12 protein-coding genes and 1 other RNA gene are annotated in these 10,633 nt (G+C 62.0%); 5 read left to right on the top strand and 8 right to left on the bottom strand.

Annotated features, from left to right (window positions below):
* Window positions 1-229 precede the first annotated feature (229 nt).
* Both ACYVAK_RS09785 and ACYVAK_RS09780 read left to right on the top strand, forming a co-directional pair.
* A complete protein-coding gene (locus tag ACYVAK_RS09785) occupies window positions 230-970 on the top strand; it encodes a TFIIB-type zinc ribbon-containing protein (RefSeq protein WP_461060342.1) in 741 nt (246 codons plus the stop codon).
* Window positions 971-1,067: 97 nt separating this feature from the next.
* Window positions 1,068-2,291, top strand: a complete 1,224-nt coding sequence (locus tag ACYVAK_RS09780; RefSeq protein ID WP_461060340.1) for a hypothetical protein — start codon at window positions 1,068-1,070, stop codon at window positions 2,289-2,291.
* 94 nt (window positions 2,292-2,385) lie between these two features.
* Here ACYVAK_RS09780 and ACYVAK_RS09775 read toward each other — a convergent pair whose 3' ends face one another.
* From ACYVAK_RS09775 to smpB, 7 genes are all read right to left on the bottom strand, one after another.
* On the bottom strand, window positions 2,386-3,828 hold the full coding sequence (locus ACYVAK_RS09775; RefSeq protein WP_461060338.1) for a DNA sulfur modification protein DndB: 1,443 nt from the start codon (window positions 3,826-3,828) through the stop codon (window positions 2,386-2,388).
* A gap of 200 nt (window positions 3,829-4,028) precedes the next feature.
* Complete coding sequence (locus tag ACYVAK_RS09770) at window positions 4,029-5,753, bottom strand: AAA family ATPase (RefSeq protein ID WP_461060335.1); 1,725 nt, start codon at window positions 5,751-5,753, stop codon at window positions 4,029-4,031.
* Window positions 5,754-5,755: 2 nt separating this feature from the next.
* On the bottom strand, window positions 5,756-6,163 hold the full coding sequence (locus tag ACYVAK_RS09765) for a CHC2 zinc finger domain-containing protein (protein WP_461060333.1): 408 nt from the start codon (window positions 6,161-6,163) through the stop codon (window positions 5,756-5,758).
* Window positions 6,160-6,414 carry a helix-turn-helix transcriptional regulator gene (locus ACYVAK_RS09760; protein WP_461060331.1) on the bottom strand — a complete coding sequence of 85 codons (255 nt, stop codon included), beginning with the start codon at window positions 6,412-6,414 and terminating at the stop codon, window positions 6,160-6,162. Before ACYVAK_RS09760 ends, ACYVAK_RS09765 begins: the two co-directional genes overlap by 4 nt.
* Window positions 6,415-6,514: 100 nt before the next feature.
* Complete coding sequence (locus ACYVAK_RS09755; RefSeq protein ID WP_461060329.1) at window positions 6,515-7,741, bottom strand: tyrosine-type recombinase/integrase; 1,227 nt, start codon at window positions 7,739-7,741, stop codon at window positions 6,515-6,517.
* Between the two features lie 185 nt (window positions 7,742-7,926).
* Window positions 7,927-8,280: a transfer-messenger RNA gene (gene ssrA / locus ACYVAK_RS09750) on the bottom strand.
* A 120-nt stretch (window positions 8,281-8,400) separates the two neighbouring features.
* Window positions 8,401-8,898, bottom strand: a complete 498-nt coding sequence (gene smpB, locus ACYVAK_RS09745; RefSeq protein WP_461060327.1) for an SsrA-binding protein SmpB — start codon at window positions 8,896-8,898, stop codon at window positions 8,401-8,403.
* A 20-nt stretch (window positions 8,899-8,918) separates the two neighbouring features.
* Here smpB and ACYVAK_RS09740 point away from each other — a divergent pair, with 20 nt between their 5' ends.
* Both ACYVAK_RS09740 and ACYVAK_RS09735 read left to right on the top strand, forming a co-directional pair.
* On the top strand, window positions 8,919-9,359 hold the full coding sequence (locus ACYVAK_RS09740; protein ID WP_461060325.1) for a type II toxin-antitoxin system RatA family toxin: 441 nt from the start codon (window positions 8,919-8,921) through the stop codon (window positions 9,357-9,359).
* A 3-nt stretch (window positions 9,360-9,362) separates the two neighbouring features.
* Window positions 9,363-9,659: an RnfH family protein gene (locus ACYVAK_RS09735; RefSeq protein ID WP_461060323.1), complete on the top strand. Its 297-nt coding sequence runs from the start codon at window positions 9,363-9,365 to the stop codon at window positions 9,657-9,659.
* A 6-nt stretch (window positions 9,660-9,665) separates the two neighbouring features.
* Here ACYVAK_RS09735 and ACYVAK_RS09730 read toward each other — a convergent pair whose 3' ends face one another.
* Window positions 9,666-10,061: an outer membrane protein assembly factor BamE gene (locus tag ACYVAK_RS09730; RefSeq protein WP_461060321.1), complete on the bottom strand. Its 396-nt coding sequence runs from the start codon at window positions 10,059-10,061 to the stop codon at window positions 9,666-9,668.
* Between the two features lie 96 nt (window positions 10,062-10,157).
* Here ACYVAK_RS09730 and fur point away from each other — a divergent pair, with 96 nt between their 5' ends.
* Complete coding sequence (gene fur / locus ACYVAK_RS09725; RefSeq protein WP_461060319.1) at window positions 10,158-10,565, top strand: ferric iron uptake transcriptional regulator; 408 nt, start codon at window positions 10,158-10,160, stop codon at window positions 10,563-10,565.
* The last annotated feature ends 68 nt before the right edge of the window (window positions 10,566-10,633 follow it).

Raw genomic sequence — 10,633 nt, 5'->3', positions numbered from 1 at the left:
ATGGTAGGTGGCGGAACTCAAATCAGGGCGGGATATGGCTCAACCGCGCGGGCCTTGATTGCGGGTAAAGGAATGATGCCCCCAAAAATGCCCCCAGGGCTTGGTCGCTTCCCCTCTTTGCGTTGCGCTTCTATGTGTTGTGTGTTCGGGGTCTATCGTTCGAACTCGCCTTGTCGTCTCTCATCGTGGGCGGCATAGTCCAGCGCAGTCCAATCGCAAGGAGAGCGGAGTGGCGCTTACGAAGTGCAAGGAATGCGGAGGCACACTCAGCACCAACGCAACGGCGTGTCCTCATTGCGGAGCCAAGATCGTTCGCACCTCGGGATGCACGAAAGTCGTTGCTGTGCTTTTGGCTCTCTTGTTCATCCCGGTGATGCTGGTGACGTGCATCGCAGGTAGCGACCGCGCGCCGTCCCGGCCGCCACCCACCCCGCAAAAGGCTGCGCAGGCTGCCGAACAGGCCCTGGCTAAGGCAGAGGCTGAGCAAAAGGCCCGCGAGGAGGCCTTAGCGACGTGGGCGTACTCCACCGGTGGAGATGCGATGTCGGGTGGAACCTTCAGGACGGCAGTGCTTCGAAGCCGGAACACCTTTCGGTTGGGGTTCCCTTATGAAGGCGAGCAAAGAGGTGCCCTGACGGTTCGAAAGCACCCGCGATACGGGCAGGACGTTATCCTTCAGATCGAGAGGGGGCAGATGCTTTGCCGCATCGGCGGTTGCAATTACTCCGTGAAATTCGATGACGGGGCTATTCAGCAGTTCACGATGAATGAGCCTGAGAGTCACGACTCAACGGTTTTGTTCTTCGCTAACCAGGCAAGATTCTTGTCCCAAATGAAGCGGGCGAAACTGGTTCGAATCGAGGTGCCGCTGTTTCAGCACGCCCCGCTCACTCTTGAGTTTGATGTGAGTAGTTTTGATGAGGCCCGCTGGCTCGAAGCGCCGCCGAGAGCCGCGCAAGACGGAAGCTAGCCGGGGCCAAAGGTGGATTTCGGTTTTTTGAAGTTGCGCCTTTGCTCGCCCGAGTTTGCGTCACGTCTTTTCGATCCTGCTGCTAGGAGAGTCTGCAATGTCGCGTTGGATTGACCATTTCAAATCCCATCCATTCCACGCTGATTGGGCGCGACTCACGGAGTTGGTTGGAGAGCCGTTGCCAAATGATATGTCCGACGCAGTTGCTGTGACGTTGGAGCACGCGCGTCTTTCCAAGGTCTTGGCGTTTGTTGGCGGAGTGATTGACGGTCTGGACCCAGAGGTTCTTCCGCCAAACTACTTGGGGCAGTTGCAGTCCTATGCTCAGCAGGTCGTTGGCGAACTGACCGCGTTCGGCTCGAATGGGCAGATTCGTCACCTGCAGAGTGCAAACGGGCACGCGGACCAGCTTTTGGTTATTGCTTGTCAGAGCCCCTTTGCTGCTTTAGGTGGCGCAGGGTCCAGCGTTACAGGAGCTGCTGTTGCATACGCGGAAGCGATTGATCGACACGCTGTCTCCTATGCCTCACGTACTGATGCACTGGTCGCTGATTCAGCGAAGAGGCTGGAGTTAGTTGAGGGGCGTATTGGTGCCTCCAGCGAAGAGATTGCGAAGTTGGATGGTCGAGTGGCAACGGTCGAGACGACCGTGCAAGCGCAGCTTTCCACCTTTAACTCGACGTTCCAGGCCAGTGAGTCTGCTCGCGCAGCTGCGTTTGATTCTTGGCTTGGAAAGTTTCAGGAGAAGGCTGTTTCCGATTACGGCAAGCTCACTGAGCAGAATGCCGCCGGTCTTCTGGCAATGCAGTCCTTCCAGGATGACGCTGAGAAGGTTCTCGGGGCAGTGATCGACACGGCACAAGCTGGTGCTTATGCCAAGTACGCGAACGAGGAGAGGGTGAGTGCCAATCTCTACAGGCGACTCACCATCGGGTTTATGGCTGCTGCTGCGCTCGTCCTGTTCGCTCCTGAAGCCATCAGTTGGTTCCAGCAGGGGGCAGACTACAAAGTCGATTGGCGCCTTGCTTTGTATCGATTGCCTTTTTCTGTGGTCCTCTTCGCGCCCGCGATTTATCTTGCCAAGGAGTCAGGAAGGCATCGGACCAATGAGGTTCTCAATAGGCGGCGCCAGCATATTCTGACGACCATCGGCCCCTATCTTGCGCTTTTGGAAAAGGACAAAAGAGACGCAATTAAAGCCGATGTTGCCAAAAGCATCTTCTCGGATAGCCTACCTGTGGTCGAAGACAGGGGGCCTGACACAAGCGCAGTTGCATTGCAGATTTCGCAGTTGCTGACGGCGCTCACCAAGAAGCCATGATTGGTGAGCAGATGGGGTGCCTGCTTACACACTCCGTCAGTCTCAGGAATGAAGTGGCCCGGCATGTGAGCCGGGCCACCAATCATTACGCTGCTTAGGCGTTTCGATTCGGCAGGGACAGTCGCCAACGAATCATGTCGCCAATGAGCGGATAAATGTCATTGTGTTTCGCTCCAAACCGCATTACACCATTCTGGAACGAGCCTACATCGCGGTTTCCGCTGTTCGTGGCGGGGAGGTAAGTTTCAAGGCCTTTGAGCCCGAGGGTGGCGCGCTCCACCTCAGAGAGCTCATAGAACCGCCACATCGGATTCTCATGTGAGAAGTCGATCTCCGTAACTGACGCCAGCAATTCCTCCATCAATGCTTGGCCATTCTCTGGCCGTCGTGCGCTGAATCCGAAGTCGAAAACCAGTTTCGCAAGCGCCTTCAGAACAACCGGCTGAGCTGCAACCGTCTTCTCTTTTGCCCCTGCTTCGCCGAAGCCGGGGATTGCCTTGACGGCTTCCCAAAATGCCTTCGCGATTGGCGTTTTCTCGAGAACCGTATCGGGCGCCGCGCCGGCGATGTTTGTCTTGTTCAAGAAGAGAATTGCGTTTACCGCAACGGCGTCCTTCAAAGTGATAGCGCCCTCATCATCTTTCCAGTCCTTCACCTCTCGCTCAACAATGTTGAGTCCAATCTCTTCGTGCAGAACGTCCTTAATGAAGAGATTGATTGGGTTCGAATTGTCGAATTTGAGCGCCAGGTTCTTGTCGACCTTTTTCCCAAGGTTGTTGAGGTCGTGAAAAAGCTGACGCTCTTGCTCCGGGGTGAGCCCCATGTGCACTTCGGCGGAGACAGTGCTGAAGCTCCTGGCGCTCTCTGAAACTTCTTGCCAGGCTGCAAGGAACTCGGCAGGCACATCGCCCGAAGCGTCCAAGTACAGAGAGTCCTTTTTCTTGGGATAGGTGCCGCTTCGGAGGACCGCGTCGAGGAAGTCGAAGACCTTCTTCATCGCCCAGCGACGATGTTGCCCGTCGATGACCCAGAGAACGTGCTGCTGCGAGAGATAGATGTTGAAGCCGACAGTGGAGCTGTCAGCTTTCGACAGAATTCGTTCCGCGCGAATGCTTCGAGCGCCATCCTTCGCTGTGCGGATGTTTGCAACCAGGGGTTGGAGCGACATGTAGGGTTGGCGTCCCATGCGCTCAAGAATCGTCTTGAGCGACGGCATTTCAACCTTGCCCATTACCTTGCGGCGAGCGATGGCGCCCTGGACGAGCCCCTTAAGGATGTAGACCGCGAGCTTGTGCGCGTGTGATTCGTCCAGCTTTCGTTGGGCAACTCCCTCTTCGCCGTCGCGGCCGGGGTCGTTTGCAACTTCAGACATCTGGAAGAACTCATGCATCGGAATCTGCATGAGAAACGCCTTGTGGCCGAGGTTGTGGCCTACGAAGACCTTGTAAGCCTTCTCGGTGGTGTCGCCTGCATCCAAGAGGTCGTCTAGGTTGCCAGACATAGGGGTGGGGAGGTTCTCCAGCTCTTCCGGTGCCATTTCTACTCTCCAGGGTGTCAGGTCGGAATGACCTGGAAGCATTGAAGCAGCATCCTGGAGGCATGTCAACACTCATAACGGGATAAAAAAAATATGCCTGGAGATTAATATACAGTCTCCTGGATGCTGTTCGGTCGGAGCGGCGGTCCGTTGTCCGCTTGGCACTAGCAACCGTTTTGCTAGCTAGAACTGAATCCGCATCAAGTTGCGCCATTTGCGCCATCTTCAAAGTGTGGCGTGTCTGGCGCGATTGATACGGATTGGCGCGAGTGCGGCAGCGCCCATAGCGTCTTTCCGTCTCTCCCAAAGCCGTCCCGTTTCACATGTACGCGGAGCGAGCGCATCGCCCGCTGCACCGTTCGCCAGGCATGGCCCGCTTCATCGGCGGCGGCCCTCACTTGCCGGCTGGGCATCGGGCCTCGGTTGAGGGTGGCGGCAAGCCACTCCGTTGCATCCTCCCGATCTTTTCGCTCGCCATCGCTGCCTTCGGCCTCTCTGATTAAGTCGCGCGCGCTGCCCTCCACGGCGTCACCCCATGCCACGCAGGAAGCTGAAAGTCCGGGCCGCACTTCCTCTTGCAGGAGGACATAGGCGAAACCACCCGTATCGGGGCCGATGTTCGCCTTCGTCCGCACCATCAAGCGCGGCTCGCCTTCCTCGCGCGGCTTCACCGTGCCCAGCACCACGCGAGCCAATGCCCCGAAAGCAATTGAACCTGTCACCCGCTCGGTGGGGTCTTTGCCGTTCGTGCCCTTGCTGAAGTGCGAGATGCCCAAAACGGCGCATCCGAAGTCCTGCCCCAGCCTTACCAGGGGCTCTAGTGCGCGCCGCACCTCGCCGTTCTTGTGGGTGTCTCCTCCCACTGCCGACACGATGGGGTCAACGATCAAGAGCCCCACGTCGCCAAGCTCGGCCATGCGGGCCGCCAGTTCGGGAAGGTGTTCGGCAGGGTCAAATGGCACCGGCATGCCGTCGATTCGCACGGACTCTATTGCGTGCACTCGGCACATGTCGGCCCCGGCAGCGGCGAGCCTCGGTGCGATGGTGTCAGCAGGGTCATCTTCGCCACTCCACACCAGCACGTGGGCCGGCTTGCCTCCGTTGCATTGCTCGCCATCCGGCCAGCGTCCACCCTTTGAAATAGTCGCGGCGAAGTCGAGCGCAATTGTGGTCTTTCCCGTGCCGGGCGATCCGGCCAGCACGTGAAGCTTCCCGCGCGCAAGCCATCCAGGCCAGAGCCATTCAACGGGTCGCATTTCTACGTCGGCCATACACCGGAGTTGCACGCCTTCGCGCTCTGGCTCTTCTGGTATCGCGCGCGGCAGTGCCAACACGTCGGCGGACGTCGCCTCCGGGTGGGCTTTGGTCCAGTCCACCGCGTCGCCTTTTTCGGGCAGGCCAAGTGCCGCCACGTCCAGGCACTCGCAGGCCGCGCCCAACCTACTCAGGCGCTCGCTTACGCGGTCGGCGTACTTCCTGCCGGGTTCATCGTGGTCAGGCCACAGGATGACGCGGCGGCCCTGCAGCGGTCGCCAATCGGCCCTGCCATCGGATGACGCCCCCCCTGAGGTGACGGCCACCAATCCCAGCCGGTGCAGCGCATCGGCGCAGGTTTCGCCCTCCACCACGAACACCGGCGCCTTGGGATCGGCGGTCAGCATTTCGGGCAGGCGGTACAGAGGGCGCCCACTGGCAGGGGCGGGCGGCTCACCCCCGACATACGCCGATCCGTTCCAGTACATCGGACGAATCCACTTGCCGCCCGTTTCGGGATGCCGGAGCCGAATCCGCCACAGCACCGGCTTGCCGTTGGCATCGCGATACTCGTGAAGCGCCTCAGGTTGGTAGCCCTTCGCCAGTGCCGGTCCGCTGATTCGGCGCACGGCGTCTTTCCGCCCCTCTGGCGGATGGTTCGATGCGTCCATGCTCAAGCCCCCTTCAGCAATTCGCTGCGGGCTTGCGGGAACGGCAGGCCGCGCAATCGCATGTGGAAGCTCACCAGGTCGCCTGAGCCGCAGCCGGCAAAGCACTTCCACCCGCCGCGTGGACTCGTGAGATGGACACTCAGCGATGCGACCTTGTCTTCGTGGAACGGGCACCGGGCCTGCGCCCAGCCGTCGGCGTTCGGGCGCGTGACCTTCGACAGGTGGCACGCGTAGTACGCCGCGGGATCAGGCAGGCGGTCGCGCCAGTCGGTAGGCGCTACCGGATTGTCCCGCCCACCCTTGCGCTCCGGTCTGGAGCCGGTAGCCTTGGGTTGCCCATACAAGCCCCGCAGGTTTGCCATGTGCTGCGCGACGGTTGCCCCCGTCGCGTTTTTCTTTCCGGGGCTCATTGAGCGCTTCCCCCGAGCTGCTGAATCAGCGTCCGAATGTCTTCGACGCGCCATGCGCTCGTATTGGGGCCGAGTTTCACGGGCTTAGGGAATCGTCCCGAGCGAACGCCTTCCCACCAGGTCGCTTTGGATACCGGAATGAGCGGCGGATAGCCGTCCTTCCTCCGGGTTGCGGCGCTTCCCAGAATCTGAGGGAGTCGGAGAAATCCCGTTGCCGGCAGGGCTTGGTCGCTTTCGATTTTCAGGTTCACGCTCTGCACCTCTCATGGTCGGACGCGGGATGCGTCCGCTTGAGGGGAAGCGTGTCCAGTCTCGGCCAGCGCGATCAGGTGCGAATGTTCGCAGGGGGGGCTAACCCGTGCCAGCGCGCCTAGTCATGGGGATGACCTGGCCACCTGCGCGTAGGGAATCCAGGTAGTCGGCCCACTGCTGCATCATTTTTCTCCGCTCAGCGAGGTGGCTGGTGCGGTTGTACGCGCGTCCGTTGGCATCTCGAACGGCATGGGCGAGCTGATGCTCGATGAAGTCCGGCCGCACGTGCAGCACTTCATCGAGAATCGTCCGCGCCATAGCTCGGAAGCCGTGGCCGCTCATTTCATCCTTAGCGAAACCCATGCGTCGCAGGGCCGAAAGAACGGCGTTGTTGCTCATGGGTTGCTTGGGGCTGCGAGGGGAAGGGAACAAGTAGCGTCCCGAGCCAGTCAGCGGTTGAAGCTCGCGCAGTACGGCCAGCGCCTGCAACGACAGCGGCACAAGGTGCGGCTCGCGCATCTTCATCTTGGAGGCGGGGATGTTCCACTCAGCCGACTCGAGGTCGATTTCCGTCCATTCGGCTTGCCGAAGTTCGCCGGGGCGAACGAAGACGAGCGGGGCGAGTCGCAGGGCGCAGCGCACCGTGAAGCTGCCTCGGTAGTCCTCGATGGCTCGCAGCAAAGCGCCGGCTTGCCTGGGATCGGTGATTGCTGCAAGGTTCTTTTCCTTCGGGCGGGCGAGGGCGCCGCGCAGGTTGGGAACGGGATTGTTCTCGGCGCGCCCCGTGGCGATGGCGTAGCGGAAGACCTGGCCTAGCTGCTGTTGGATGCGGTGCGCCGATTCCACAGCGCCGCGTTCCTCCACTCGCCGCAGACAGTCCAGCACCATTGGGGCTGTGACGTCTCTAATGGGCTTGGTTCCGATCCATGGGAACACGTCGCCTTCCAGCCACGCCTTCACCTTGATGCTGTAGGACGACACCCATTCGCCCTCGCGCTTGGCGAACCACTCGCGGGCGATGGCCTCAAGGCTGTTGGCTGTGGCCTCCGCACGGGAGGCCTTTTGGGCCTGCTTGGCGGCGCCAGGGTCGATGCCGGCAGCGAGTTGCCGCTTGGCGTCTTCGCGGCGCTCGCGGGCGTCCTTGAGGCTCACGGCCGGGTACGCGCCGATGGCGAGTCGCTTTTCCTTACCGTCCACGCGGTACTTGAGCCGCCAAAGTTTTCCGCCGGCTGGCGAGACTTCGAGGTATAGGCCGCCGCCATCCGCGAGCCGCTTTGGTTTGTCGGCTGGCTTGGCTTGGCGGATGGCGGTATCGGTTAGGGGCATGGGGGCATTTCTCCGTTGCCGCTGGGGGCATCGGACTGTTCATGCCCCCGGATGCCCCCAAAGATGCCCCCGCAGTGGGGCATATGGCAATGCACCCCTCTGGCTTCCTTTGGACACAAAAAAGGCCGAAATCCTTGTTTTCATTGAGGATTTCAGCCTGATTTGTACCGCTTTGGACAGCTAAATGGTGGAGGTGGCGGGAGTTGAACCCGCGTCCGAGAGCACTCCATGCCCGGCACTACATGCTTAGCTCACCGTTCGTTCTCGGCCTGCGGAAACACGGTGTGCGAAGCACGCCGCAGGACATACCCGCTAAGTCTCGTTTCCGGTTGGCGGGTCGCCGCCGGGAACCATCCCGTGATAGTGACCCTACATCCACGAGCACAGGCACAAGTGGGTTCGGGGCTTACGCCTTAAGCGGCGAGAGCGTAGACGTCGTCGTTGGCGTCTGAGTTTTTGCTGCTGGATTAACGAGGAAAGCCGCCCCCTCGGCATGCGCCAGGCAATTTCGCAACCCCCGTCGAAGCCAGGACACCCCCGGTTCCGCGGTCGTCATGAAACAACCTTGCCAGCGCAGTATGGGGATGGGGCCCGGGTGGCACAAGGCCACTCGCGCGCATGTTCAGCGTCCATGGTCGGTCGGCGCCGCCGCGGCGGGCTCAGGCGTCCTTGTTGCGGTGGCGCAGTGCCCGCTGCTTTTCGCGCTGCCAGTCCTTGTCCCGCGCGGTGTCGCGCTTGTCGTGCTCCTGCTTTCCCTTGGCCAGTGCGAGCTCGAGCTTCACCTTGTTGCGCTTCCAGTACATCGCCGTCGGCACGAGGGTGTAGCCGTCGCGCTCCACCTTGCCGATGAGCTTGTCGATCTCGTGCTTGTGCAGCAGCAGTTTTCGCGTGCGGCGGTCGTCGGCCACCACGTGGGTGCTGGCCTGGATCAGTGGCGTGATCTGCGAACCGAACAGGAACAGCTCGCCTCCGCGGATCACCGCGTAGGCGTCGCCGATGTTCGCCCGGCCGGCGCGGATGGACTTGAGCTCCCAGCCCTGCAGCGACAGGCCGGCCTCGTAACGCTCGCCGAGCGCGTACTCGTGGCGTGCGCGCTTGTTCAGCGCGATGGTGCCACCGCCGGATTCGGTATCCTTTTCTTTCTTCTTTCCAGCCATGGCCGCATTGTCGCACGCCGATGACCCGCATCCAGCGCCACGCCCTCGTCATGCATTCCGCCGGCCGGATGTTCCACCTCGTCAACGAGGTCGAGGACTACCCGCGCTGGTTCGGCTGGTGCGAACTGGCGAGCGTTCTGGAACGCGGCGAGGATTCGATGGTGGCGCGGCTCGACCTCAAGGTCGCCGGCCTGCGGACGAACTTCACGACCCGCAACCGCTGGGTGGCGCCGACCCGCCTCGACCTGCAGCTGGTGGATGGTCCTTTCCGCCGCCTCGAGGGCCACTGGACCTTCCACGCCCTCGACGAGGAGGCCTGCAAGGTCAGCCTGAACCTCGAATTCGACGTCGCCGGCGCACTGGTCGGCAATGCGCTGGCGCTCGGCTTCCAGGGGCTGGCGGACCGGCTGGTCGACGACTTCTGCCGCATCGCCAACACCGCGGATCGTGGTCGGGCCTGAGCCATGGCCGTCGCAGCCGAAGGCATCGAAGTCATCTACGCGGAAGCCGGCCGCGCGTGGCGGCTGCGGCTGCCGGCCGCGGATGGGCCGACCGCGGGCGAGGTGCTGGCCGTTCTGCCTGTGCAGGCCCCCGGGTGGCCGGAAGCGGCCTATGCCCCGGCGGCGATGGCGGTGTTTGGCAAGGAAGTGGGGCCCGAGGCGCGGCTGCGCGACGGCGACCGCCTCGAACTGCTGCGCGCCTTGCCGACGGATCCGAAACTGGCCAGACGTGCCCGCGCCGGTGCGGGTCGGACGGGCTGAAGCCGATCAGCGGCCGCGGCGATCCTTGTCCTTGTCGCGGGCGAGGTTCGGACCGAAACGCTCGACCTGCTCCTTGGCCATCGCGCTGTCGGCTTCCGGGAAGTACTCGCCTTCCCAGCGCGTCACACTGTCCCCCTCGAAGTGGACGGTGAAGACCTTGACCACCGCGTCCGCATGGCCGCGCCTCTCCGAGGACACGTAGTCCCAGCGGTTCTGTCGGAACGGGTCGGCGACGGAAGGAGAGCCCAGAAGCGCGAACACCTGGCGTTTGCTCATCCCCGCGGCGAGCTGCTCAACGCTTTTCTGCTCGAGCAGGTTGCCTTGGAAAATCGGTTGGCGGTACAGGCAGCCCGAAAGCAGGAGGGGGGCGGCGACGGCCAGGGCGATGAGGATGCGGCGCATGGGGACTCGGCAGGTCGGAATCCACGCGATGATACACTCCGCCCCGAGGCGCGCCGTAGCCCCGGTGGTGCCGTTCAGGAGCGCGAGAGGATGCCGATGGAATCCAAAGACCTGCGAAAAGTCGGCCTGAAGGTCACGATCCCGCGGATGCGCATTCTCGACATCCTCGAGAAACAGCCTTCGGCAAAGCACATGACCGCGGAAGACATCTACCGCGTGCTGCTGGACAAAGGCGACGACATCGGTCTGGCCACGGTGTACCGCGTGCTGACGCAGTTCGAGGCCGCCGGCCTCGTTCTCAAGCACAACTTCGAAGGCGGCCAGGCCGTCTACGAGCTCAACCAGGGCGAGCACCACGACCACATGGTCGACCTCGACAGCGGCAAGGTGATCGAGTTCCACAGCGGCGAGATCGAGGCGCTGCAAAACGCCATCGCCGCCCAGCATGGCTACGAGATCGAGGACCACGCGCTCGTGCTCTACGTCCGCAAGAAGCGGAAATAAGCGGCCACGGCGGGCGCCGGAGCGAGCGGCCGCTTCCGCTGGCGACGGGCGCCAATGCGACCGTCGGG

This window comes from Silanimonas algicola (assembly GCF_054777375.1).
Note: the sequence above shows the minus strand (reverse complement) of the source record. Positions and strands in the feature narration are given on the sequence as shown.

Bases quoted from the DNA above. Each gene is read 5' to 3' on its own strand.
- ACYVAK_RS09780 (WP_461060340.1), top strand. From the start codon at position 1,068: ATGTCGCGTTGGATTGACCATTTCAAATCCCATCCATTCCACGCTGAT.
- ACYVAK_RS09775 (WP_461060338.1), bottom strand. From the start codon at position 3,828: ATGGCACCGGAAGAGCTGGAGAACCTCCCCACCCCTATGTCTGGCAAC.
- ACYVAK_RS09770 (WP_461060335.1), bottom strand. From the start codon at position 5,753: ATGGACGCATCGAACCATCCGCCAGAGGGGCGGAAAGACGCCGTGCGC.
- ACYVAK_RS09765 (WP_461060333.1), bottom strand. From the start codon at position 6,163: ATGAGCCCCGGAAAGAAAAACGCGACGGGGGCAACCGTCGCGCAGCAC.
- ACYVAK_RS09755 (WP_461060329.1), bottom strand. From the start codon at position 7,741: ATGCCCCTAACCGATACCGCCATCCGCCAAGCCAAGCCAGCCGACAAA.
- smpB (WP_461060327.1), bottom strand. From the start codon at position 8,898: ATGGCTGGAAAGAAGAAAGAAAAGGATACCGAATCCGGCGGTGGCACC.
- ACYVAK_RS09740 (WP_461060325.1), top strand. From the start codon at position 8,919: ATGACCCGCATCCAGCGCCACGCCCTCGTCATGCATTCCGCCGGCCGG.
- ACYVAK_RS09735 (WP_461060323.1), top strand. From the start codon at position 9,363: ATGGCCGTCGCAGCCGAAGGCATCGAAGTCATCTACGCGGAAGCCGGC.
- ACYVAK_RS09730 (WP_461060321.1), bottom strand. From the start codon at position 10,061: ATGCGCCGCATCCTCATCGCCCTGGCCGTCGCCGCCCCCCTCCTGCTT.
- fur (WP_461060319.1), top strand. From the start codon at position 10,158: ATGGAATCCAAAGACCTGCGAAAAGTCGGCCTGAAGGTCACGATCCCG.